This is a genomic window from Alkalinema sp. FACHB-956 (assembly GCF_014697025.1).
GTDB lineage: Bacteria > Cyanobacteriota > Cyanobacteriia > Leptolyngbyales > Leptolyngbyaceae > Alkalinema.
On the sequence record NZ_JACJRC010000001.1, the window covers coordinates 251,629 to 273,625 of the forward strand.

The following is a 21,997-nucleotide window of genomic DNA, read 5'->3' on the forward strand; positions in this document are numbered from 1 at the left end:
AGCATTAAGCGCAACATTAAGCTCCCATCCGCTGAGCATACTGGTTAGCTTTCAAAAAGTCCCCTAATTGATAGCATGTCCGTTTGAGATCTTCGAATGCTTGCTTTTGGAGCCTAGGATCCTGTAAGGCTTGAGTCACTGCAAGACGCTGTTCGTAGCAATCAAGCGCCTTAGTAAATTGTCCAATTCCTTCATAAAAAACCGCCAAGCTTCTCAGGGCCTGTTCTTCAGCCGGGTAATCATTCAGGGATTTGGCCAGGTTCATTCGTTCCTGGTTGTATTGAATCGCGAGATCGTAATCGCCCATGGAATAGCAGGCAGTTCCTAGGTTTTTCAGCACTTGACCTTCTAGTCGCCGATCGCCAATGCGACGGGCTAAGGCTAGTCGATCTTGGTAATACCCGATCGCTTGCTGGTGGTTCCCCATCGCATAGTGGGCATTCCCTAGGTTCTTGAGGATTTGGGCTTCAGTATTGACCTCTTGTAGCTCTTGGGCAATTTCTAAAGCTTGCTCTTCGTAAGCAATGGCTTGGTGATAATCGCCCACCGCTTTATGGGCCAGTCCTAGATTATTCAATGCAGCCATCTCGCCTCGCCGATCGTGGAGGTTGCGGGCGGTTTCTAGGCTTCGCTCTTGATAGTCGATCGCTTGCTGATAGTCTTCCAGATGGCGATAGGCGTTCCCCATCGTCCCCAGGACTTTAACCGTACTGAGGTAATTTTCGATCTGCTGGGCAAGACTCAAGCTGCGTTTGGAATAATCGATCGACATCGGATAATCACCCAGGTTATAGCAGGACAATCCCAAAGCTGCTAGGGTTCGCTCTTGACCCGCTACATCATTCAATTCCCAATAAAGAGCCTGTGCTTGTTTCAGGAATGTTATAGCTTGTTGATCTTGACGACTCTGTTGATGCTCAATTCCCTGCTTGAGCAATTGATCAGCTTCTGCCTTACGCAAGTTATGGCTTGCAGTATCCAGTTCAACGGCGTCCAGCCACGACTCTGGCAAAAGGGTTTCTCGCCCAACCAATGCTCCATGCAAGACCTGCTGGCCAGCATCTTGTCTGCGATTGTTCATGTTGGAAGTCTCCCTATCTGAACAGCCTAAGATATCCTCAGGAAGCGACCCCCTGCGGTATCACACCCATGGTTCAGACCCTAGCGCTTTTCCGAGTTGTAAGACTCCGTAGGAATTCGGAATTTATTATGGCGACAAAATAGCTCTATTACCAGCAACCGGAATTTTACCAACCATGGTGACTGAGCCAGTTCAAAATCTGTTGATTGACAATTTCCGGGCGATCGTCATGGGGGCAGTGACCAGTCCGCGCAATCGCTTGAAATTCAACTTGAGCGGTCTGTTGCTGATAGAGAGTTGATCCTTGAATGGGTGTCCAAGGATCCTCCTCTCCCCAGAGAACTAGCAAGGGAACTGTGATCTGGGGTAATAGATCCCTTGGATGAGGCCCTGCGGGGGCACTCAAAATAGATGCAAAAACCTTTTGAGCACCAGGGTCACAACTAGGGCGATAAATCAACTCCACCAGCTCTTCAGTAACCGCTTCGGGATTGCGATACACCTGCCGGAGACTATTGCGAATGCGGTGTTTTTTGCGAACTTGGTTAAACAAGAATGCGCCAACTAGGTCTGAGCTAGCGAGCTTGGCAAAGCTACCTAGAATCAGCCGCAGGGGCAGATTTAGCTCATCGGGACGATGGTTCAGCCCTCCGGCAGGATTGAGGAGTACCCCTCCTCGGCTCAGTTCCGGGGAATCTGCTAACACCATCAGGGTCAGGAGTCCCCCGATCGAATTCCCCACAAAGACCGCTGGAGTTTGAACTAAGTCACGGCAAAAATCCTGAACCAGTGACCGCCACAATTCCATGGAGTAATCCAAGGCAGGTTTATCCGATGCACCAAACCCTAGGAGATCCAGCGCAAAAACCTGGTACCCAGCACTGGCCAGCACTGGAATGTTATTACGCCAATGGCCGATCGATGCACCAAAGCCATGGAGTAGAACAAGCGGCTGGCCCTGACCCACAACGGTGTATTGAATCTGATGACCTTGCCAGTGCCAAGTCTGGCACTCATAGGAGCGGTTTAAGGGAGCAACTGTCACGATCGGGAGCCAATGAATAGATTTCTCAACTTTTCGTTTGTAATCAATTCGCCCAGAAAAGTTTACAAAGCGTAATCAGATCATAGCGTGAATTTTACGCCCTGATTTTATCCATCCCGTGCTCAGGCCATTCCGTGCTCAGTGAGTCCCCTAAGCCAACCATCGCGTTGCCCCACGGGATTTCACCGATTCCATCCCATACTGACCCACCTATCCAAAATCACCCAGCTAAAAATGCTTGACAAACTTAAGAAAAGCTGAGACTATAAAAAACGTCGCGGGTGTAGCTCAGTGGTAGAGCGTCACCTTGCCAAGGTGAATGTCGCGCGTTCGAATCGCGTCACCCGCTTTCTTGGCATACTTACAATACATTAAATGTAAAGGTTTTAGGTCTGTAAATGAATCAGCAGACATAGAACCTTTTCTAAATTATTTAAGGTTTACGGCACCGTTGGTTTCGTGTTTTCGGGGGTTGTCCTTAAGCAAAATGGCTTCGGCAGCGCGATCGCGCCCGCAAGTAACGTTAGCTCGCGATCGTGTCATCTGTTTGCCTGCCATGAATCTGTTTGCCTGCCATTAGAATCTAGTCCTTCTCTACTGACCTCCTTTTTTTCAACAATCATTCAAAAAACATTGACAAACTTAAGAAAAGCTGAGACTATAAAAAACGTCGCGGGTGTAGCTCAGTGGTAGAGCGTCACCTTGCCAAGGTGAATGTCGCGCGTTCGAATCGCGTCACCCGCTTTCTTGGCATACCCCATTGTTAATCTGTGATGGGGTTTTAGGTTTATATTTTTGACATCATCATTTCCCTCTACTGCTCATATCTTTTGACAGGGGATCCTCTTGGATTCAGGATGCCAGCGCGATCGACCCTCTACTTGAAACGGATGTTAAGCCAATATTGCTTTTCTTGATGCTCCTTGGCGATCATCGTTAATATTTCAGGTAGAAGGTGTCGGAAAATTCGGACGGTTCACCGTGTACTCAAGTCACCGTGTGCTCAAGTCACCGTGTGCTTAAGAATCTCCTAGATAGATCCCTAGACATAGAATCCCTAGATCTATCCCTAGACCTAGGGCAACTGTAGCGATAGGGTGACTATCAAGACATCCTGGCTCGTAACCGACGAGCGCATAACTTCGGTGCTGTGATGCTAACTAGAAGGCTAGGTTAACCTGTGTACTCACAGAAGCCCTCAAAAATTGAATTAACAGAAGAATATCCCTGTCCTTGCCGTCGTCGGGCAAAACTAGTACCGATTACGCTAACTGAAGCCTTTGGCTGTGAACACTGTCAAAATATTTTTGTGGTTGCGCCTGAGGGCGATCAAATTGAACAGTTGTCAGGACTGTATACGGCTCGACGATCGTGGCGCTGGACAGGAGAACAATGGGCCCTGATTTATCCCGGAAGGGACAGTTACTTGATCACAGTGGCCAGCCTCCTAGGCGTGTTGCTCCTAGCTTGGATCCTCGTGATTCGCTACTTACCGGCGTCGATCGTGACCTTATTTTGCATTGTTAGTGCTTTCCTATTAATGGTGGTGCTGCCTGCTGTGAGAAGCTGGTTTAGTAACCGACGATAGGAAAAGATTGCCTTGGTGAGTATGCAATGACCCCCGACATCGCCCTTCAGACAGCCCAGCAGGCTTCAATTTCCCTAACGGCTGCCCCCATTGTCTTGCGGAACCAGGCTATCCAAGCGATCAGCCAAGCCTTGCGGGCCCATCAAAATGACATTCTAGAAGCGAATACTCTCGATTTAGAAGCCAGTCGGGAAATGGCCGTTTCTCCCTTACTGTTGGACTGGCTCCGATTAACGCCAGAGCGATTGGAAGGGCTCATTCGGATGCTCCAGATGATTTCCTATGCTTCGGATCCATTGGCTTCAGAAGGATTGGCAACCTTGGGGAAAACCCAGCGTTATCGGATTAAAGTGCCTTTGGGCGTAGTTGCATTAGTGTATGAATCTTTACCCCATTTAGCGGTTTTGGCGACGGGGATGTGCCTCAAAACCGGGAATAGCCTCATTTTGCGAGGTGGTACTGAAGCCAGCCATACTAACTGGGCACTGGCGCAAGTCCTGCAATCCGCTATTGCCTCCACTGGACTTCCAGAAAATAGTGTGATTTTGCTTCAAGGTAATGAGGGTGGATCAATTCGCGATCTGGTTACCCAGGATCGGAGGGTTCAACTGGTGATTCCCTACGGGCGACCTAGTTGGGTTGCCCAAGTGGTGCAACAGGCAACCGTTCCCACCATTACTACGGCCATGGGAAATTGCTATCTTTATTGGACGGCATCTGGCACCGTGGAAATGGTACGGGACATCATTTTAGACAGTCATATCGGTGAACCCGACGCCATCAATGCGATCGAAAAAGTTCTTGTGTCTCGGCAGCATAGCCTACCTTCATTGATTCGCTTATGGGATAGCTTGCGCGATCGGGGATACGTAGTCCGGGGCGATGACGCCATGCGCCAGGAAGCGCCGGATTTAGATGCCATGGATGCCAGTGAATGGAAACAATCCTATTTGAGAAAAATTGTGGCCTTTAAACCCGTTGAAAACTTGGATGAAGCCATTGCCTTTATTAATCAACAAAGTAGCCATCATGCCACTGTTATTGCTACAGATTCTTACTCTGCCAGTGAACAATTTCTTCGCACCATAGATAGTGCCTCCATTTACGTCAACGCCTCTCCTCGATTTTGTCGGTGTAATGCCGATGGCCAAATTGCGCTAGGAATGTCGAATCAGAAAGGGCTACACCGAGGCGCGATTACCTTCGCATCTTTAACCACCAGTCAAACGATCTACCGAGGTGGTTAGCCCAGTTGAGGCGGTTAGCCAAACTATTGCGCTGGTCATCCAGGTGATCGGCAAGCGGTCTGAGTTTATCCCCCAAAAGACAAACAACCTGGATGGAATCAAGGTTCTCATCCAGGCTGTTTAATTCAACCTACATCAAGGGTGCGCTCACATTGGTGGAATGCCAGGGACGGGGAAACCACCGATGTGACTCATTATGAATGTGACTTGTTACTATTTGGTTTCCGCTAGCTTAACCTTCGTTGCGAGACCCAGCGCTTGCAGCGTACGGATCATCATCCAAGTGAAGTCAATTTCCCACCATTTCAACCCATGGCGGGCAGAGTATTGGAAAGCGTGGTGGTTGTTGTGCCAGCCTTCACCATAGGTCAACAGCGCTACCCACCAGCAGTTGGTGGAGTTGTCCCCGGCTTCATAGGTTCGGTAGCCAAATTTATGGGTTGCACTGTTCACAAACCAGGTGCAGTGGTAAACAAAAACCAGCCGAACAAAAATTCCCCACAGAACAAAGGGTAGCCCCCCGATCGCGTATAGCAGAACACCCAAGGCAATCTGAATAGGGAAGAAGTAGTTATCAAAGAACCGATAAACGGGATCGTCTGCAATATCTTTGGTGAACTTGGGGACTTCTTTGAGCGCAGGGACTTCATGGAACATCCAACCCATGTGGCTCCACCAGAAGCCTTTATTAGAATCATGGTGATCTACAGACTGATCGGAGTACAGGTGATGGTGGCGGTGTAAGCCAATCCACCAAACGGGGCCGCCCTGCATTGCCAAAGTGCCACAGAAAACGAAGAAGTATTCCAACCACTTGGGGACTTGGAAACTACGGTGCGCAACCAACCGGTGCCATCCCAGAGTAATACCCAATCCCCCCGTCACCCAGTGCAAAAACAGTGCCAACCCTACACCCTGCCAGCTAAAGTTTCCTGGCAAAAATGCGAAGAGTGCTCCGAGGTGGATGATGGAAATAATGGCCACAAAGTGCCACGAAATTCGGAGTTTTTTTTCAGTTGCGATCGTCGTCATTCCCTCAATCTCGATAGGATTATCAGCCCAATCTGCGCGACAATAAGCTCCGCACCAGCTTAAATTCGGTTGGTATCGGGTACATGGGTTCAGGTGTCGAGTGCTGGTTACAGGCTCACGCTCCTAGGATCCCCCTTTAGATTGTAGTCGGCGGATGGATGATTCGAATGAATAGCGTGGAACTAGTTCAGCAAGCAGAGCAGGCACTGTTAGAAATTTTTTCTGGTATTGATGCGCAGGTCAAGCAAAATCTTCAACGGGTGCTGAATGCCTTTCGCAATCACCGCGTGGGAACCCACCACTTCGCCAGTGTGTCCGGCTATGGTCATAGTGATTTGGGGCGGGAAGTCCTCGATCGGGTGTTTGCGGAGGTGGTTGGTGCCGAATCAGCAGCGGTACGAGTCCAGTTTGTTTCGGGAACCCATGCGATCGCGTCTTGCTTGTATGGGGTACTGCGACCGGGGGATGAGCTGCTATCGGTGGTGGGTGCCCCCTACGATACGTTGGAAGAGGTGATCGGTACTCGTGAAGAAGGGCAAGGCTCGCTGGCTGAGTTTGGAATTACTTATCGTCAGTTAGATTTAACCCCAGAGGGACTTATTGATTGGGTCGCCTTGGAAACGGCGATTCGACCGGAAACCCGCATGGTGACGATTCAGCGCTCCTGTGGCTATGCATGGAGGCCCAGCTTATCGATCGCGGATATTGAGAAAATCTGCGCGATCGTCAAACGGCAGAACCCTAACACGGTTTGTTTTGTGGATAACTGCTACGGCGAGTTTATTGAAACCCAGGAACCGACGATGGTGGGGGCGGATCTGATGGCGGGCTCGCTGATTAAAAATCCGGGGGGAACGATCGTGACGGCTGGAGGGTACGTGGCGGGTCGATCGGACTTGGTGGAAATGGCTTGCTGTCGGTTAACGGCTCCGGGGGTGGGTAGCCACGGGGGCGCAACGTTTGACCAAAATCGCTTGCTATTCCAGGGCTTATTCCTAGGGCCGCAAATGGTGGGGGAGGCCAAAAAAGGCAACCATCTGGTGGCCTATGTGATGGATCGGTTGGGGTATCCGGTGAATCCGGCTCCGATGGATCCCCGTCGAGATGTAATTCAGGCGATTAAACTGGGTTCGCCAGAAAAAATCATTGCATTCTGTAAGGCCATCCAAGCTTGGTCTCCGATCGGGTCTTATTTGGATCCCATCCCCGCAGAGATGCCCGGTTACGAAAGCCAGTTGGTGATGGCGGGCGGGACGTTTATTGACGGCAGCACGTCGGAATTTTCAGCGGATGGGCCATTGCGGGAACCCTACGTCGTATTTTGCCAAGGCGGTACCCACTGGACCCATGTGGCGATCGCGCTGGAAGCGGCAGTAGATGCAATTGGTAAAGCAAATTAACCGATCGTTACAGTCAACTAAGACAGTCAACCAAGTAATCCGATCTGATTACCATTTGAGTAAATTAAAGAAACGAAGACGATGGGTGCAATGTTCTTGTTGTTTCAATGCTGATCCCAATTTATTGACTCACGCCAATGCTGAAAGTCATTTTAATCACAACAGGTTTAGTAGGAAGCGGACTTTGGCTCAGTAGTGGACTGTGGTTGAAGCGGGGCCAGTCATTGGATCGCCAACCAGGCAGCCCTCAAGCAGTGAAATCTAAGCCCGTGAGTCAGAAAATGGATGAGCCAAAATACTGTGAGCTATCAACTGACGATCGTGCATCCTGGGAAAACTGTCTTGGTAAATTGGTCAAAGTAACGGGCAATCCACCCAAAGTGGTTATGCAACACGTTCTCCGGGCTGGAAATCCTCTAGGTGGTACACCATTAAACCAGTCGTATATGGATGCTTTGAACTATCAATTTGTACTGCTATCCAAAGAACCGATCGCCTGCCAAGGCCCTTTTGAAGTGGAGGGAGTGCTTAAACGGTTTACCCTCAACCAAGCTGCTGGAACCAAGGGTAGTTATGCCAACTATGACATCCATGTCACTCGCTTCCAATGCCTTGGACAAAACACCCCTTCGCACTAAGAATCCCCAAAAATTTCAGACAATCGCTTAACGACGGCGGGCTTTACTCACCATTTTGCGGGAGAGGCGTAACTTCAAATCCTCTTTTTCAGCCCAGTCTTGCAAGATGCGATAGAAGGTTTGCCGATCGTTGGCCTGAACCACCGCCACCTGATCCGCAGTTTCAATCACGTAGGGATAGCCACCCCCGATCGCGACCTCGGCCCGCACCCAGTCAATCACCTGATCCGCTCGCCCTGCCTCATAGACCCACAGGGGGAGTTCTAACCGCGCCGGTAAACTATCCCGATTGGTTTTGAGATAACAGAACGTTACATTCTGCATTTGCTCCCCATAGGCTTCCAAAATCCCCGATCGCTGACAGAGAAAGAGGGGAGAGCGATCGCCCCATTGCCAAGCGATCGCTGGACCCGGATTGTTAACAGGCTCAATATAGCTCAACAGTTTTGCATCATGGATTGCTTTATTGTCTGGCAAAGAAAACAAAGACTGCAACATAGATGCTATATCACGGGCAGTAGTTGTATCAATGAAAGCAACAACGGGAACTCGATAATATTCACTGGCTTCCAGCAACCGTTTCACACAACTGACGTAAACCTGGGTGGTTTCTTCATCAAAGGCTTCAGCAAAACTGACGACAAAAGAACCATCAAAAAACGCCAGGGCGTTTTCTACGCCTTCATGCTCTTCCAGATAATCAATAATTCGTTGGGTTTCCATGGCGAACCGTTGCATATTCACCTTACGATCGGCCAGTTCGCCCAGCTTCTCCACCCGCAAATCCTGAGGGGTCATCACATAGCATTCAATATCTTTGAAATATTCACCCTGCGCGGTGTGCAGGTTTTCAAACCAGCCAATTTGAACTAAGGCGATGGGAACGGATAAATCTTTGCCGGGATAGATCTGAGACCCATCAACGGCGAAAGTCGAAACATTCGTTAGTTGCTCCCGGACCCAGGTGTTACTCTCTTCCCGATTGTTCCAACTAAGGCCAAAGGGCATGATCCAACTGGTGTTCGCTTCGAGCGGTTCCAGGGGAAAGGCTCCACAATGGCGCTTTTTGGCCAACCGCTGTTGCAGTTCTGCCGTGGAGAGTTGCATAACTTCCCGTAACGCCCGTTTATAGAGTTCCAATTGCTTAAATGTTGTTTCATCGAAGGCCGTAAACTCCGATCGCTTGGCGTTGAGCTGGTTAAGAATTTGGCTGGGTTTGAGTGGCATGGCAACTGGAACCTATTGGAGTTATGGGGACAGTGCATTTCCCATGACCCACCATACCCTTGAATTTACTAGAGTTCAAGTGTATTAATTTAGGGCGAAGGCATCTGGTGCAATGGACTGGTGCAATGGGAAAATTGGCCCTAAGCCGCAGGATCGGACAAGGTAGAAACTTGCTTTCGATGCATTGGATACTTTACGGTTTGAAAGAAATAGGGTTAAATCTTGGGGTCGAAACAGCCCCTGGGAGGTGGTGATGAGTCAAGCCAATATGCAAGTCTGCTCAATCTGCGGGGTCAAAATCCAGAAATTAATCGGCCAGGATATGGTATTTTTCTCCACAGGCGCAAAATCAACGCGGGAAGTACTGTATCAACGGGTTTGCCAGCATGTAAAAGATCGACCCGGCTGTATTAACAAGGAAGGACGGGCAAGTTAGAACGATCGGGGCTACGCTGTTCTCTACCTTCGCTGCCAAAGAGCCAACAGTAAACTGAGGAGAATTAACGCCCCGATCGCGACCCAACCAGGATTTTGCCGAAACCAGGCTAGGCTAAAGGGGACAGGAGCCTTAGGTCTGGTAGGGGGTAGCGGTTGGTGAATATCTCGGTAGAGGGTGCATTCTCGGGCGGTGGGTCGCTTGGTATAGGTACAGGTGTTATCTAGGTGATAGGTGCAAGTTTCACAAAGGGGGGTATCACCAATGGCGTGGAACAGATCAATTCCTTCATGGCCAAAGGCTTTGAGCGTGGCTCCGCAGTGGGAGCATTGCACCTCTTTGGCACGGATTAATTGATGACATCTGGGACAATAGCGCATAGAGGACCTTATATCTATTGAACGGAAGGAGTCAGTCAATTCAATCGCAGGTCAGACGGGGAAAGGGTTTCAGCAACTAAATGGTACTCTCCAGTTTCTACCAATGGAAAGGCTTGCCCCATGGCCATCACAAAGGTTCGATCGATCGACTCTAATTGTTCGATCGGAATCGCTTTCCATTGTTCCCGGGTGGCCCATTGTATGACCAAAATTATTTCCGTGGGATCTTGGGAATTAGTCCAGACTTGCTTCCCCACAAACCCCGCACAGTTGGCTAATGCTGTGGTCCAAATCGCTGCATCCTGTTCAATATAACGATCGTGGAGTTCGATCGGCACTTTCACCTTAAGCCATTCAATCACCATCACCTATCTCCATTATCATCATGACTAATCTCTATTTTCTAATTGATTGCCAAAAGTTCGGTTTCTCTTCGGTTCCCGACTAGAAAACCGCATTTCCGTCCTTTCTAGGCTTTGACACAATAGAACAAACGGCACCGACAGGTGAGACTAAATGGATAACAACAACTGGCTAACGCAACTTCTGTTGCTGGGCGTGGGAACAACCTCCCTTGCCGCAGAAAAACTCAAAGAAGTGGGTGATCAATGGGTGCGAGAAGGCAAGCTCAATCCAGATCAAGCGACTGGCTTTATCAATGACTTGTTGAAGCAACTCCAGACCAACCCAGGTGATCTTGAAGCCCAATTTCAACGGCAAATTAAGAACATCATGCAAGATATGGGGGTGGCTCGGCAATCAGAAGTTGATGAGCTGCGGGGGAGAATCGATCGCCTAGAGCGGCAGGTTCGAGATCTCGAGAACAAGAGTTGGCGTTAGTGAGAATTCCGTTTACTTTGGTCATCACCCTGTGCGGCGTAAATTGAAGTGTGCTCTAGAGGGATGTATCCAGGAGTGGCTGCTGGCCACTTGTTGAGTTCCGGCTCGTGTATGAGCTCCGGCTCGCTTGACTGTTGCCCACGGAGGCGACCAGTTAGTGTAACAATGAATAACCGAGACACAATTCAGGAGCCTTCTCTAGGAGCTTTCCCCCATGAAAGAGATTCTGATTAGCTTGGGTTTAGTTGTTGCCTGCGCAGTCGTTTTGTTAGTGGCACAGTTAACCGGAAGTAAAGATGAGGCGATCGCGGCTAATCTTGCACCTAGGCAATCCATGGCGGATATGGTTGCAGATGTGGTGATTGCCGAAGCCTCTAAATTAAATCCCTCCATTTCAGAAACTACCACTGAGACGAAACCAATGGATGAAAAAATTATTACGACTGATTCTGGCCTCCAGTATGTCGAGATTGTAGAAGGCACCGGGGCACAACCCCAAGCAGGCCAAAAGGTCTATGTGCACTACACCGGGACTCTGACCGATGGCACTAAGTTCGATAGCTCCCGCGATCGCAATCAACCTTTTGCCTTTAGCCTAGGAGCGGGTCAGGTGATTAAGGGTTGGGACGAAGGATTGTCCACGATGAAGGTCGGTGGCAAGCGTAAACTCATCATCCCGCCCGAATTGGGTTATGGATCCCGTGGCATTGGCCCTATCCCTCCGAATGCTACGCTGGTCTTTGAGGTGGAACTTCTGAAAATTGGTTAATGAGTGACTAATTTCTGACCACAAAACTAGGATTGAATCACGGGAGTCTGCTTTGGCGACTCTCGTTTTTTTATGCCGATCGTTCTATCTGAAGTGATGGCGAGCAGTAATGGTGAGCAGTGATAGTGGGGCTCGATCGCTCACCGGCGTAGGGTTCGAGCGTCTCTCAGCATTGCCCGACAATCGGCCTGGAACACCCTCTATCGTAGTTTCTGTAATAGTTTCAATATATGAAATTCGCTTGACTTCTTTCAAGCAAAACCTCTAGGCTGACCAAGAGAATCTAAAGAAAATCTTAAGATTTGAGAATGACTGAAACAGCTATTCATTAATTGAATCGGTAAAAGCTGGATCCATTTAGAGGCACCATGCTATGCAAATTGTATCGAAGCGGGGCAATGATGTAGGTAATATGTATTCATCTTCCATGTCTTGGATGCCCAAAGTACAAGATCAGCCCTGGGGTTGGGATCAGGACGATCGTGTGGCAATTTTCATTGATGGCTCTAACTTGTTCTATGCGGCTTTGCAGTTAGACATTGAGATTGACTATGCCAAATTATTGTGCTGCTTGTTGAAGGGGCGTCGTCTACTGCGGGCGTATTTTTATACGGGCGTGGATCTGAGCAACGAAAAACAACAGGGATTTTTGCTGTGGATGCGGCGCAATGGGTATCGGGTCGTAACGAAGGAGCTAGTGCAGTTGCCCGATGGATCTAAGAAGGCTAACTTGGATGTCGAAATTGCGGTGGATATGATTACGCTGGCGGAACATTGCAGTACGGTGGTGCTTCTGAGCGGCGATGGTGACCTAGCCTATGCGGTGAATTCGGTGAGCTATCGGGGGACGCAAATCGAGTTGGTCAGCCTGCGAACCATGACGAGTGATAGTTTGATCAACGTCGCCGATCGCTACATTGACTTAGAAACGATTAAACACGACATCCGTAAAACGAAGTAACTGATACGTGCAGGGCTTGCATGTTGTTAACTTAGATATTGGCAACTTACATGTTGATAGCTTATACATGTTGATAGCTTATACATGTTAGTAGCGCACCTGTTAACAGCTTAAACAATTAGAAAAGGTAACGTATTAATCAACAGGTTAATCAATAGAATTAGTACGTTCTACCTTTCCATTGTCCTCCTTTGCCTTGCCAATGTTGCATCGCAGAATCGATCGTCATTAAGGTATACAAAAACGCGATCGCGGGAAGACTCAAACTCCACGTTGGGTTGCATTGATAAAATCGAACCGTTGGAAAATACGCGATCGTCATTAATAGGTAGGGCAATAGACTCACGATCGCAACTATTGCACTCCCCGACAGCAGCCCAATGATCATTCCTGTAATGGGTACAAGATACACAAAAAACATCCCTATCAACGTTCCCAGCAAGAGTAACGGGGAATAGTTTAATTGTGTATAGGCAGTCCGAGCAACCATTGTCCAAATTGTCTTCAACGTATCATACGGACGGAGACTATATGTCGTGTTGGTCAGCCCCAACCAGATACGATGGGTTCCTGTTTTTTTAATGGTTTGACCCAGCGTGCAGTCATCAATGAGTGCATTATGAATCGCGGCAATGCCACCAATTCGTTCGATCGCTTGACGTTTTACCAAAATACAACCGCCTGCTGCGGCCCCCAGCCTATGGTTAGGGTGATTTACCCAGGCAAAGGGATAGAGCTTCGCAAAGAAAAAGACAAAGGCAGGAATGAGCAGTTTTTCCCAAAAACTTTTACAGCGTAGCTTTACCATGAGGGAAACCAATTCCCGATCGTCGGTTATGGCATGGGCTACCAATTGCTTGAGATTATCCGGTGCATGTTCAATATCCGCATCGGTAAGAAGCAAATAATCAGGGTTATGGTGCGCGATCGCGTGATTAACGCCCTGTTCCAAGGCCCATAATTTACCCGTCCAACCTTTGGGCAAAGGGGCTGCGGCAATGACTTGTAATTGCTCGGTTTTATCCACCGTTTCTGCAATTTGCCGCGCCACATCTGCGGTACCGTCTTCGCTATGATCATCGACCAATACGATCGTCAATTGAGTCGCATCGTAATTCTGGGTCAGGAGCGATCGTAGGGAAATGGGTAAAACGTCGGCTTCGTTACGTGCTGGAATCACGACTGCAATGGATGGTGCACGATCGAAGCGATGGGAGGAGCGATCGGGCAATTGCTGGTTCGTACGCCAAAACTGGCCCCGAAAACAGAGGAGATAGATCCAAATGACCAGTGATATTAGACTGATTCCGATCCAAATAAACTCCATACTGCTTTCCCCACGCCACAGGATCTAATAGTATTCGCGATCTAGATCTAATAGTATTCGCGCTCCTAGCAATCGATCGTCAGCAATGGCTCAAGCGATTGACACAAACGATTTACACTAGTCATCGATCGCGCTTGAGTCATCGATCGTTCTTACCCATACCCCTTGTCCACACAAAAGGGCACGGTTAACCATGCCCTTCACTCCGTTCAAGCAATCTGCCAGTCTACAAAACCCCAACAGGGCAAGAAACCCCAGTTCCCCCTAACCCACAATAACCACCAGGATTTTTCGCTAAATACTGCTGATGATAATTCTCAGCATAGTAAAACTCCGGTGCCTCCAGAATTTCTGTGGTGATCTTGCCATAGCCTGCTTTTGCTAATTCCGCTTGATAGCGATCGCGGCTTTCTTCCGCCACTTTGCGCTGTTCATCGGAATAGACGTAAATCCCCGATCGATACTGGGTACCTACATCATTCCCTTGGCGCATTCCCTGGGTCGGGTCATGGCTTTCCCAAAAGACCCGCACCAAGTCTCCATAGTTAATCACCTTGGGATCATAAACCACGAAGACAACTTCGTTATGCCCCGTCATCCCACTGCAAACTTCCTGATAGGTTGGATTGGGAGTATACCCAGCCGCATAACCCACCGCTGTGGTGTAAACCCCTTCCTGTTGCCAAAACTTGCGTTCCGCACCCCAGAAACAGCCGAGACCAAAAATTGCCATCTCCATTCCAGCGGGAAAGGGCGGCTTCAGGGGATTGCCGTTAACAAAGTGCTGTGCCGGAACTGGCATTTGTTCAGCCCGTCCAGGCAATGCACTCTCTTTTGAGGGCATCGTCGCTTTTTTGCCAAATCCAAACAGCACCATAGGATTTTCTTTGATACAGTTCTTTACGTTTGTCCTGCTTACTATTCTACTTCATCGTTCTTCGAGCCGCTTTGGCCTTTCCCAGAATGGAACCCCCGGTTAAACGCATCGTCACAGGTTTTTTAGTATTCTGTGCAACGCTGATTACCGCGATCGCGGGCTATCGCATTGGTGGTTGCACTTGGCTGAATTCCACCTACATGGTTGTCATCACTGTATTTGGGGTGGGTTACGGCGAAGTTTGCCCCATCAACACTCCAGCGCTCAAAATTTTTACAATTTTTGTCATTATTTCTGGCACCTCTTCGGCGGTGTATATCGTGGGGGGATTTATTCAGATGATTACTGAAGGCGAACTACAGGACGTTTTAGGGCAACGGCGCATGGTACGCGGAATTGAAATGTTGGAACACCATGCCATTATTTGTGGATTCGGGCGAATTGGACAAATCTTGGCACGGCGGTTGGAGGAAGCTCGCATTGCCTTTGTTGTGATTGATAACGATCCCGAACGGACAGAAATTGCCGAATCCCTAGGCTATCTAGTTAAAACGGGCAATGCAGCCAATGAAGAGATTTTGCGGGCAGTGGGCATCGAGCGGGCACACGTTCTTGCGTCGGTATTGCCGGATGATGCCACCAATGTCTTCATTACCCTCACCGCCCGCGAACTGAATCCGGAACTGCGCATTTTGGCTCGAGGAGAAATTCCTTCCACCGAAAAGAAACTGCGCCTAGCCGGAGCCGATCAGGTCATCCTCCCCGCATCCATTAGTGCAGCACGGATTGCCCATATGATTACCCATCCAGCCACCCTGGACTTTTTGGATGAAGGAGATGGGCGTAATACGCTGAATGAGTTACTCTCCAAGGTGGATGTACAGGTGGATGAGGTAGCCATCTCGCCCAATTCTCCCCTGCTGGGGAGCACGGTGGGGACCTTGGAAGCACGGGGTAAAGGCACATTCATCATCGTGGCTCTACGCAAAGCCAATGGCCAAATGATCATTCACCCTCGCCGATCGCTCATTTTGGAACGGGAAGATATTCTCATCGTGATGGGGCACCGAGGCGATTTGCCCAAACTGGTGCAGCGCTATATCGTCAAACGTAAGTTTAATGATTCCGACTATGGCCAACCCGAAACGCTGTAGTTCCATTCGTGCAATCGTCCCATGCGTGCAATTGTCCCATGCGTGCAATTGTCCCATCCGTGCAACCAAGCTTAAGAATCTGATAATCTTGGCTCCTGCTCCTCCTTCCTAGTGGCCTTGAGTATTGCCTGAGCTTCTGGAGAGGGCTGAGATGACCCGATCGTGATCCACTCCCAAACTGGCAATAATCCCAGCGTTATCCATCAGTTGGGGACTGTGCCCAAAGTTCAAGGGTTTACCGTGCATGTCCGTCACCGTTCCCCCTGCGGCTTCAATCAGCAGACTACCCGCCGCATGATCCCAAATATTTTCCCGATAGTCCGGGCGAGCAACCCAGGGTAATCGCATGTAGAGCGCCGCTTGTCCCCCCACAATCGCCACATATTTCGCCTGACTATCCATGGCAAGAGGCGATTCTAGACAGCCTGCTTGGCGGGCCACCTGTCGTTGCAAATCAGGATTGCCATGGCCAGCTTCAACACTTTCCGCAAGACGCACAAGCCCCTGGGAGGGCGGTGTCCAGGGCTGAGTTCTCCCCGTCTGTAGGCAGGTGGTTTCAACCCCATGACCTCGGATGGCACTCATAATCAGGCCGTGGGGCAATCCAGGGAGGGTGAGCGCTGGACAGCCCAAAATCCCAAGCTGGACAGTCCCTGACTCAATCAACGCTACGGCGATCGCGTATTGGTCACCGCGTACAAACCCTTTGGTTCCATCGATCGGGTCGATCGTCCAAAAACGACTCTTAGAATCGCTGTCCACGTTGCCTTGGCCAAGGTCGATCCAGTCACAAACTTTTTTAGGCGTTGCTGAGGGAACTTGCCCCTGAACCCACATCGTCACTTGCTGAAGTAGGTGGGCATAGTCGGGTTGACGAAGCAGGCTAGCCGATTCTTCCGCCACGATCGCATCCTGGGGAAACGCTGAAGCGATGCTCTGGCAGAGAAGGGCTTGGGCCGCAAAGTCCGCCACCGTCACCGGGCTAGCATCCCCTTTGCCAAGAACCTGCATTGCTTTTTGGACACGAATGGCCTGACAAACCTGAGCTGTTGCCCGCACTGCCGCGATCGCGATCTGTTTTTCCTGGACTAGAGCCATATCAACGTTACCTGCTTCTACGAGATCTCTGCTAGGTAACTTAACTGACCAATGTTCACCCGACAATCATGATTGCCTGGTATCCAGCATAGTTTGCTGAAAAAGACCGTACTCCTACAGAAAAAGGGGCTTCGTGAAGCAGTTTGATACCAACTCAATAATGGGTAATCGATCCTGGATATCCGTAAAATTATCGCTTGATATCCCTTGAATTAAGCATCCGATAAAGAACTTGAGGGGACTCTAGGCAACGCCCAATCTTCTGAGTTACAAGTGTAAAAAGATACCGCTAAGACAAGCAGGCATCGCTCAAAGCCTACCGCTAGCTACACTCAGTTGATTTGACATGAACAAGAAATTCTTCACCGGTTTATTCGTTGTAACGGCTTCTTTAGCAGGAATGACGGTTCAGGCGTCCTCTGCATCCGCCAATTCTGTGTGGGATATGCCTCAGCCCCAAATTCTGAGTAAGTCTCAAACAGGCTTCAACGATGCTCCGTTCCAAAAGTATGTGCAACAAGAAGGATTAGCCATTCAAAACAGCGGTCAATTTAAGCTTGATCCTACTAAACTCTCCCTGAAATACGACTACAACGTTTCCACCTATTTCATCAACGAGGGTGCAGGCTACCGGAACCAGTTGGCTTTCAGTTCCACAGGTACCACCGCCACCCAAGGCGTGATCTTCAAAGACATTTCCTGCTCGGGGGCAGGTTGTGCTGGATCTTGGGGCGGTAACGCACTGAAATTTGGGGATGGGGTCAGACTGGGTACGATCAAAGGTGGCAGTCAACTGGACTTCTCTCTACGGGCCGATGGCTTGAATCGGGGCAATGATGCCTACATCTTCGGTACCAAGGATGCGGCCAACCCAGATAAGTTGCAGCACGTCGTTGCCTACGCAATTAAGGATACAGGCTACCTGCTGATGGGCTTCGAAGATCTGTACGGAACGGGTCGGTCTAGACAGGGCAAATTTGCTGAAGTCTCTGACCGTGACTTTAATGACACTATCTTCGTCGTTGATGTGGGCAAGAAAAACGTCGATGCGTTCCTGGGTAAGGATGTTCCAGAACCTTCTGTTGTGTTGTCTCTGCTGGGGCTGACGGCTGCTGGCGCGCTGAAGGGTCGTCGTCGTCAATCCGAGCAAGCTGAATAATTTCTTGGAAGACTACTACACCGTTTAAGTTTTATACCGTTTAAGTTTTGTACCGTTTAAGTCATGTGCTTGCGGGGAGCGATCGTGCAGATCGCTCCCCGTTTGTGTTTTCACAAGTTAAACAGGCCAATTTAGTATGCTGGGCAAGTTGGGCAAGTTGGGCAAGTTGGGCAAGTTGGGCAAGTTGGGCGTGCTGGGCAAGTTTGATATGCTGGGCAAGATCGATCGCGAGGAAGTAAACATGCCCCTCATCCAAGTAAAAACCTCTGCCACACCTGACAATCCCCAGGTCACGGGATTACTGAAACACCTCTCTGCTAGCCTTGCCAAACACACTGGTAAGCCAGAGTCCTATGTGATGACGGCGCTGGAAGGGGGACAACCTATGACCTTTGGCGGAACAACCGATCCCACCTGTTACGTGGAAGTGAAAAGTATTGGTTCCATGACACCACAACAAACCAAAGCCATGAGCCAAGATTTTTGTGCCCAGATTGAGCAAGCACTGGGGGTTCCCGCCAATCGGATTTACATTGAATTCAATGATGCCAAGGGCACTATGTGGGGCTGGAATGGCGGAACGTTTGGTTGAGTTCTAGCGAAAAAATAACCCGACCCCGCGATAAAAGTGAAAACGCCCATAGCCCAAAAACTGGCCGTGGGCCTTTTCGCCTTGAGGATAGGCTGTGACACCGAATAAATAAACCCCTTCAGAAAAAGGATTCCGATCGGGATCGAGGACGATCGTGACCATCTGTCCGGGAGCCAGGGCTGGATCAAACTCGATCGTCACGGTTCTGGCAGCGCGATCAACGTCGGCGTTCGCGATCGTAAACCGTTGCCCTAGCTGACGGGGTTGCCCTGCAAAGGCCGAGATATGTTGGGTTGAAAAGTGGACGCGATCGATCCCCTCTGCCTGGGTAATAGTAACTTTTTGTAGAGGTTCCCCTGCGGTGGCCGGAAGCGAGATCGTGAAGTAATAGGTTGCCGTCCAATCGTTAGCGATCGTACTGGTGGTAATAGCATCAACCAAACTGGGCGGTTGCTTAAAGTACACCATACCATCTTGCAGTTGCACCGCTGAGATCGGCCTTGTACTGCTGCCAACCCCAACCAAGCCCAGCAGTCCTCCAAGGAGTGCGATCGTTGTGAGGCGGGTGAAATAGTGAGGACTCATGGGAAAGTTATACTTCTGTTAAAGTCGGTTTGACTTTGTTAAAAAAGGCGTTCGCTCATCTAAGAAGATGATAGCTTAACTAGTAAGGCATTTAAGAGAGGTATTGGACTCTTCAAGGCTCTCTTAGCAAAGATGAACTTTTTCAAGAAATGACTTCAGAATCGAGCTAATTTTTGAATTCAGCTAGGTCTGCAAGATCTTTTTTGGATGTTCACTTTTGTTTTCTTTCGATCGCTATCCTGTGAAGTTCAAAATTAGTCCATTTCCAGTCTTCACACCAACCTTTATACACTAGTGAAGTACATCTCATGAAGTACATCTAGTGCAGTACACACTAGTGCAGTACACAATGGTTGAAGGAGTGGTAGAAAGAGTTGTCTTGTTTAACTGTCGAGCGTTGACTGTCGTGAAAGCGGGTTTCATCATGAGACCCGTTTTCCATGGGTGAAGGCGTTGTATCCAGTCAGGGCAAAGCATGGCCCAGCATAGCCAAGTATGATTTTTAGCTTAGTTTTCTGAGCATTTTAGACTATTTTTGTTAGTCTAAAAGTAAGGTAATTCGATAACAATTTTGATTGATTAGGAGCGATCGAGAAATTGTTAAATTAGCTCAAAAATCAGAAACCCTGGGGAGAAATCGTTTCTTGTATTCGTTTCTTGTACTGTTTTTATACTTGTTGCTTGCACTATTGATTGAACGGATGCTTGATGGAATGGATGCTCGCTCAATCTTTGACGATTCTCACCCCGAGTTTTCACGTTTTACGTTTCACATTTGACCGAGTTACTGATAACCGAGTTACCTTTTGAATTCTAAAAGTAGGTGAGATGATGCTCAGTCAACCGAGAGGAAACTCAACATCTTCCGTGTTACGCCCCCTATCTTGGTCGGTTTCGTCCTGGCATTTATTCATCATTGGGACGCTGGCACTGTGGCTCAGTGGCAGTTTGCTCCTGGACTTTCTGGTAATCCCCAGTCTGTACTGGTCTGGCATGATGAGCCAGAGTGAATTTGCAACGGCGGGATACGCCTTGTTTGGGATCTTTAATCGCTTAGAAGTCCTCTGTGGCGCGATCGTCTTGAGTGGATTTCTTTGGAAACAGAAGCTGCCCCCAGTGGAACGGGAAGCCGTTCTACGCAACATTCCCCTGGCACTGACGACGGTGATCATTGCCCTGATGTTTACCTATGTTCTATCGCCGCAAATGAGTGCCATGGGCCTCAACCTTCAGGATGGCAGTGAAGCCCTGGTACCCGCAGCAATGAACCAGTTCCATTTACTGTACTGGGGGTTGGAAATTGTCAAATTAGGCTGCTTGGGTCTATTACTGCAACGGAGTTTCCGACTGACCCACTAGTTCGGGTTCGTTGGAGACCTCGGCCTCGTTATTGCTAAAGAAAAGAAGTCGCACCGCCATGACTGCAAACCCGATCGCAGCAATTAGCTTTGTCCAACGGGTCGGCAACACTTGAGCGGTGCCTTCCCCCACTAAAACGCCAATCAAACTGGCGAGAACCAAGGCCGCTACAGCCCCGAAAAAGACTGCTTTAGCGGATTTTGCATTGCCACTCAGGGCGATCGCAGCGAGCTGGCTTTTATCGCCCAGTTCTGCTAGAAAAACGGTAATAAAGCTGAGGCTGAGTAAGTGCCAATGCATGGTTTACATCCCTGCGATATCAATAAAGAGCAATGTTGCAACGACGGCAAGAATGCCCCCTGTGGCCAATTCCAAGGTGCGTGGGGTTAACCGTTTCGTCAGCCAACGACCGATGAGAACACCGACAAGACTAGTGGCAATGAGGGCGGACGCTGCGCCTGCAAAAACGACCCAAGGCTGGTGCGATTGAGCACTCATCAGCAGGGTGGCCACTTGGGTTTTGTCGCCCAGTTCTGCTAGAAAAATTGTGACAAACGTGGACAGAAAGCAATTGAAAACGCCCGGTGCAGCGGTTGAAGTGGGAACTGCTGTGGTGTTACGCGACTGATCGTCAAGGGTGGGTTTGGGCGGTGCAAGGTTTAAGGGTGTCATGCCGCTGGAATATGCTTTCATTTTCTTTTCATATTTATAGCACAGATTCACAGCGGCCTTGTATCACGAGCCTATTGCCGATCGATCCGTATATCGATCGGCCTGTAATCGATCGGCTATATAGATCGCGCTTTTCCTAGGGTGACTCGTGCCTGGGATGACTTGTAACTTACGGGGGCTTAGATGCCAACCGCCCGATCGAAGCTCAGCATCTCTAGACTACGATCGCCGTAGACCGCTTCAATTTGCTCTCGGCAACAGTCGATCGCGAAGTCGTTGAGCTCATCGGCAGGGACGCCAAACATCTGTTCAAAGGTATCTGGGGTGACGCGGCAGAAGGAAGGACGTTTCTCGTAGATGGAACATTCGCGGGTGGTGTGGTCGAAGTGAATGCACCAGCCATCTTCGCCCACCATGCTGAGGTAGAGCATCAATTCTTCTGGTGTGAGGTAATCCTCTAGATCGGGTCGATCGTTAGGATCCAGTTGGCAGCACGCCCCACAGTTTTTGATGCATTGCCAGGTAGCCAT

Annotated in this window: 25 protein-coding genes and 2 tRNA genes; 14 read left to right on the forward strand and 13 right to left on the reverse strand. The window is 49.4% G+C overall.

Features of this window, described 5'->3' with window-relative positions:
* Positions 1-16: 16 nt before the first annotated feature.
* Both H6G21_RS01035 and H6G21_RS01040 read right to left on the reverse strand, forming a co-directional pair.
* Positions 17-1,081, reverse strand: a complete 1,065-nt coding sequence (locus H6G21_RS01035) for a tetratricopeptide repeat protein (RefSeq protein WP_190569603.1) — start codon at positions 1,079-1,081, stop codon at positions 17-19.
* Positions 1,082-1,247: 166 nt separating this feature from the next.
* Positions 1,248-2,126, reverse strand: a complete 879-nt coding sequence (locus tag H6G21_RS01040) for an alpha/beta fold hydrolase (RefSeq protein WP_347277954.1) — start codon at positions 2,124-2,126, stop codon at positions 1,248-1,250.
* A gap of 277 nt (positions 2,127-2,403) precedes the next feature.
* Between H6G21_RS01040 and H6G21_RS01045 the strand changes: the two genes are divergently transcribed.
* The 4 genes from H6G21_RS01045 to H6G21_RS01060 all read left to right on the forward strand — a co-directional run bounded on the left by H6G21_RS01045 (position 2,404) and on the right by H6G21_RS01060 (position 4,961).
* Positions 2,404-2,475 (forward strand) — tRNA-Gly (locus tag H6G21_RS01045).
* Positions 2,476-2,798: 323 nt separating this feature from the next.
* Positions 2,799-2,870, forward strand: a tRNA-Gly gene (locus H6G21_RS01050).
* 436 nt (positions 2,871-3,306) lie between these two features.
* Positions 3,307-3,714, forward strand: coding sequence for a hypothetical protein (locus tag H6G21_RS01055; RefSeq protein ID WP_190569605.1), 408 nt, complete (start codon positions 3,307-3,309; stop codon positions 3,712-3,714).
* A 26-nt stretch (positions 3,715-3,740) separates the two neighbouring features.
* Positions 3,741-4,961: a glutamate-5-semialdehyde dehydrogenase gene (locus H6G21_RS01060; RefSeq protein ID WP_190569607.1), complete on the forward strand. Its 1,221-nt coding sequence runs from the start codon at positions 3,741-3,743 to the stop codon at positions 4,959-4,961.
* A gap of 213 nt (positions 4,962-5,174) precedes the next feature.
* Here H6G21_RS01060 and H6G21_RS01065 read toward each other — a convergent pair whose 3' ends face one another.
* Positions 5,175-5,993, reverse strand: a complete 819-nt coding sequence (locus H6G21_RS01065) for an acyl-CoA desaturase (protein ID WP_190569609.1) — start codon at positions 5,991-5,993, stop codon at positions 5,175-5,177.
* Positions 5,994-6,160: 167 nt separating this feature from the next.
* On the opposite strand from H6G21_RS01065, the gene H6G21_RS01070 reads away from it, so the two are divergent.
* Together H6G21_RS01070 and H6G21_RS01075 are read left to right on the forward strand one after the other, a co-directional pair.
* Positions 6,161-7,393, forward strand: coding sequence for a methionine gamma-lyase family protein (locus H6G21_RS01070; RefSeq protein WP_190569611.1), 1,233 nt, complete (start codon positions 6,161-6,163; stop codon positions 7,391-7,393).
* A gap of 137 nt (positions 7,394-7,530) precedes the next feature.
* Positions 7,531-8,031 (forward strand): hypothetical protein, encoded by a 501-nt coding sequence (locus H6G21_RS01075; RefSeq protein WP_190569613.1) that lies wholly within the window; start codon positions 7,531-7,533, stop codon positions 8,029-8,031.
* A 27-nt stretch (positions 8,032-8,058) separates the two neighbouring features.
* Here the strand turns inward: H6G21_RS01075 and H6G21_RS01080 are convergent, their stop codons facing one another.
* Positions 8,059-9,258: a DNA double-strand break repair nuclease NurA gene (locus H6G21_RS01080; protein WP_190569615.1), complete on the reverse strand. Its 1,200-nt coding sequence runs from the start codon at positions 9,256-9,258 to the stop codon at positions 8,059-8,061.
* A 253-nt stretch (positions 9,259-9,511) separates the two neighbouring features.
* On the opposite strand from H6G21_RS01080, the gene H6G21_RS01085 reads away from it, so the two are divergent.
* The gene (locus H6G21_RS01085) at positions 9,512-9,694 is read left to right on the forward strand and encodes a hypothetical protein (protein WP_190569618.1); all 183 of its coding nucleotides are present in this window, start codon (positions 9,512-9,514) and stop codon (positions 9,692-9,694) included.
* A 23-nt stretch (positions 9,695-9,717) separates the two neighbouring features.
* Here the strand turns inward: H6G21_RS01085 and H6G21_RS01090 are convergent, their stop codons facing one another.
* Positions 9,718-10,074, reverse strand: a complete 357-nt coding sequence (locus tag H6G21_RS01090; protein ID WP_190569620.1) for a hypothetical protein — start codon at positions 10,072-10,074, stop codon at positions 9,718-9,720.
* Positions 10,075-10,109: 35 nt separating this feature from the next.
* The gene (locus tag H6G21_RS01095; RefSeq protein ID WP_190569622.1) at positions 10,110-10,439 is read right to left on the reverse strand and encodes a TIGR03792 family protein; all 330 of its coding nucleotides are present in this window, start codon (positions 10,437-10,439) and stop codon (positions 10,110-10,112) included.
* A gap of 151 nt (positions 10,440-10,590) precedes the next feature.
* Between H6G21_RS01095 and H6G21_RS01100 the strand changes: the two genes are divergently transcribed.
* The 3 genes from H6G21_RS01100 to H6G21_RS01110 all read left to right on the forward strand — a co-directional run bounded on the left by H6G21_RS01100 (position 10,591) and on the right by H6G21_RS01110 (position 12,644).
* The gene (locus H6G21_RS01100; protein ID WP_190569624.1) at positions 10,591-10,914 is read left to right on the forward strand and encodes a phasin family protein; all 324 of its coding nucleotides are present in this window, start codon (positions 10,591-10,593) and stop codon (positions 10,912-10,914) included.
* A gap of 214 nt (positions 10,915-11,128) precedes the next feature.
* Positions 11,129-11,683, forward strand: coding sequence for an FKBP-type peptidyl-prolyl cis-trans isomerase (locus H6G21_RS01105; protein WP_190569626.1), 555 nt, complete (start codon positions 11,129-11,131; stop codon positions 11,681-11,683).
* 427 nt (positions 11,684-12,110) lie between these two features.
* On the forward strand, positions 12,111-12,644 hold the full coding sequence (locus tag H6G21_RS01110) for an NYN domain-containing protein (RefSeq protein ID WP_242041606.1): 534 nt from the start codon (positions 12,111-12,113) through the stop codon (positions 12,642-12,644).
* 160 nt (positions 12,645-12,804) lie between these two features.
* Here H6G21_RS01110 and H6G21_RS01115 read toward each other — a convergent pair whose 3' ends face one another.
* Both H6G21_RS01115 and msrA read right to left on the reverse strand, forming a co-directional pair.
* Complete coding sequence (locus tag H6G21_RS01115; protein WP_190569628.1) at positions 12,805-13,971, reverse strand: glycosyltransferase; 1,167 nt, start codon at positions 13,969-13,971, stop codon at positions 12,805-12,807.
* A 226-nt stretch (positions 13,972-14,197) separates the two neighbouring features.
* A complete protein-coding gene (msrA, locus tag H6G21_RS01120; protein ID WP_190569630.1) occupies positions 14,198-14,848 on the reverse strand; it encodes a peptide-methionine (S)-S-oxide reductase MsrA in 651 nt (216 codons plus the stop codon).
* A gap of 86 nt (positions 14,849-14,934) precedes the next feature.
* Between msrA and H6G21_RS01125 the strand changes: the two genes are divergently transcribed.
* Positions 14,935-16,002 (forward strand): potassium channel protein, encoded by a 1,068-nt coding sequence (locus H6G21_RS01125; protein WP_190569632.1) that lies wholly within the window; start codon positions 14,935-14,937, stop codon positions 16,000-16,002.
* Positions 16,003-16,110: 108 nt separating this feature from the next.
* Here the strand turns inward: H6G21_RS01125 and H6G21_RS01130 are convergent, their stop codons facing one another.
* Positions 16,111-17,100 (reverse strand): inositol monophosphatase family protein, encoded by a 990-nt coding sequence (locus H6G21_RS01130; protein WP_190569634.1) that lies wholly within the window; start codon positions 17,098-17,100, stop codon positions 16,111-16,113.
* 346 nt (positions 17,101-17,446) lie between these two features.
* Between H6G21_RS01130 and H6G21_RS01135 the strand changes: the two genes are divergently transcribed.
* The gene (locus H6G21_RS01135; RefSeq protein WP_190569636.1) at positions 17,447-18,259 is read left to right on the forward strand and encodes a DUF4114 domain-containing protein; all 813 of its coding nucleotides are present in this window, start codon (positions 17,447-17,449) and stop codon (positions 18,257-18,259) included.
* 241 nt (positions 18,260-18,500) lie between these two features.
* Positions 18,501-18,851 carry a phenylpyruvate tautomerase MIF-related protein gene (locus tag H6G21_RS01140; protein ID WP_190570431.1) on the forward strand — a complete coding sequence of 117 codons (351 nt, stop codon included), beginning with the start codon at positions 18,501-18,503 and terminating at the stop codon, positions 18,849-18,851.
* A gap of 3 nt (positions 18,852-18,854) precedes the next feature.
* Here the strand turns inward: H6G21_RS01140 and H6G21_RS01145 are convergent, their stop codons facing one another.
* Positions 18,855-19,436 (reverse strand): DUF2808 domain-containing protein, encoded by a 582-nt coding sequence (locus tag H6G21_RS01145; protein WP_190569638.1) that lies wholly within the window; start codon positions 19,434-19,436, stop codon positions 18,855-18,857.
* 867 nt (positions 19,437-20,303) lie between these two features.
* Here H6G21_RS01145 and H6G21_RS01150 point away from each other — a divergent pair.
* Positions 20,304-20,795, forward strand: coding sequence for a hypothetical protein (locus tag H6G21_RS01150; protein ID WP_347277955.1), 492 nt, complete (start codon positions 20,304-20,306; stop codon positions 20,793-20,795).
* On the opposite strand, the gene H6G21_RS01155 is transcribed toward H6G21_RS01150, so the two are convergent.
* From H6G21_RS01155 to H6G21_RS01165, 3 genes are all read right to left on the reverse strand, one after another.
* The gene (locus H6G21_RS01155) at positions 20,763-21,095 is read right to left on the reverse strand and encodes a TMEM165/GDT1 family protein (protein ID WP_190569640.1); all 333 of its coding nucleotides are present in this window, start codon (positions 21,093-21,095) and stop codon (positions 20,763-20,765) included. The genes H6G21_RS01150 and H6G21_RS01155 overlap by 33 nt on opposite strands.
* Positions 21,096-21,098: 3 nt before the next feature.
* Positions 21,099-21,488 (reverse strand): TMEM165/GDT1 family protein, encoded by a 390-nt coding sequence (locus H6G21_RS01160; RefSeq protein WP_199306955.1) that lies wholly within the window; start codon positions 21,486-21,488, stop codon positions 21,099-21,101.
* A 158-nt stretch (positions 21,489-21,646) separates the two neighbouring features.
* Positions 21,647-21,997, reverse strand: coding sequence for a YkgJ family cysteine cluster protein (locus H6G21_RS01165; protein WP_190569642.1), 351 nt, complete (start codon positions 21,995-21,997; stop codon positions 21,647-21,649).

Bases quoted from the DNA above. Each gene is read 5' to 3' on its own strand.
- H6G21_RS01035 (WP_190569603.1), bottom strand. From the start codon at position 1,081: ATGAACAATCGCAGACAAGATGCTGGCCAGCAGGTCTTGCATGGAGCA.
- H6G21_RS01060 (WP_190569607.1), top strand. From the start codon at position 3,741: ATGACCCCCGACATCGCCCTTCAGACAGCCCAGCAGGCTTCAATTTCC.
- H6G21_RS01065 (WP_190569609.1), bottom strand. From the start codon at position 5,993: ATGACGACGATCGCAACTGAAAAAAAACTCCGAATTTCGTGGCACTTT.
- H6G21_RS01070 (WP_190569611.1), top strand. From the start codon at position 6,161: ATGAATAGCGTGGAACTAGTTCAGCAAGCAGAGCAGGCACTGTTAGAA.
- H6G21_RS01075 (WP_190569613.1), top strand. From the start codon at position 7,531: ATGCTGAAAGTCATTTTAATCACAACAGGTTTAGTAGGAAGCGGACTT.
- H6G21_RS01080 (WP_190569615.1), bottom strand. From the start codon at position 9,258: ATGCCACTCAAACCCAGCCAAATTCTTAACCAGCTCAACGCCAAGCGA.
- H6G21_RS01085 (WP_190569618.1), top strand. From the start codon at position 9,512: ATGAGTCAAGCCAATATGCAAGTCTGCTCAATCTGCGGGGTCAAAATC.
- H6G21_RS01090 (WP_190569620.1), bottom strand. From the start codon at position 10,074: ATGCGCTATTGTCCCAGATGTCATCAATTAATCCGTGCCAAAGAGGTG.
- H6G21_RS01095 (WP_190569622.1), bottom strand. From the start codon at position 10,439: ATGGTGATTGAATGGCTTAAGGTGAAAGTGCCGATCGAACTCCACGAT.
- H6G21_RS01100 (WP_190569624.1), top strand. From the start codon at position 10,591: ATGGATAACAACAACTGGCTAACGCAACTTCTGTTGCTGGGCGTGGGA.
- H6G21_RS01105 (WP_190569626.1), top strand. From the start codon at position 11,129: ATGAAAGAGATTCTGATTAGCTTGGGTTTAGTTGTTGCCTGCGCAGTC.
- H6G21_RS01110 (WP_242041606.1), top strand. From the start codon at position 12,111: ATGTCTTGGATGCCCAAAGTACAAGATCAGCCCTGGGGTTGGGATCAG.
- H6G21_RS01115 (WP_190569628.1), bottom strand. From the start codon at position 13,971: ATGGAGTTTATTTGGATCGGAATCAGTCTAATATCACTGGTCATTTGG.
- msrA (WP_190569630.1), bottom strand. From the start codon at position 14,848: ATGGTGCTGTTTGGATTTGGCAAAAAAGCGACGATGCCCTCAAAAGAG.
- H6G21_RS01125 (WP_190569632.1), top strand. From the start codon at position 14,935: ATGGAACCCCCGGTTAAACGCATCGTCACAGGTTTTTTAGTATTCTGT.
- H6G21_RS01130 (WP_190569634.1), bottom strand. From the start codon at position 17,100: ATGGCTCTAGTCCAGGAAAAACAGATCGCGATCGCGGCAGTGCGGGCA.
- H6G21_RS01135 (WP_190569636.1), top strand. From the start codon at position 17,447: ATGAACAAGAAATTCTTCACCGGTTTATTCGTTGTAACGGCTTCTTTA.
- H6G21_RS01140 (WP_190570431.1), top strand. From the start codon at position 18,501: ATGCCCCTCATCCAAGTAAAAACCTCTGCCACACCTGACAATCCCCAG.
- H6G21_RS01145 (WP_190569638.1), bottom strand. From the start codon at position 19,436: ATGAGTCCTCACTATTTCACCCGCCTCACAACGATCGCACTCCTTGGA.
- H6G21_RS01155 (WP_190569640.1), bottom strand. From the start codon at position 21,095: ATGCATTGGCACTTACTCAGCCTCAGCTTTATTACCGTTTTTCTAGCA.
- H6G21_RS01160 (WP_199306955.1), bottom strand. From the start codon at position 21,488: ATGAAAGCATATTCCAGCGGCATGACACCCTTAAACCTTGCACCGCCC.
- H6G21_RS01165 (WP_190569642.1), bottom strand. From the start codon at position 21,997: ATGGCTACCTGGCAATGCATCAAAAACTGTGGGGCGTGCTGCCAACTG.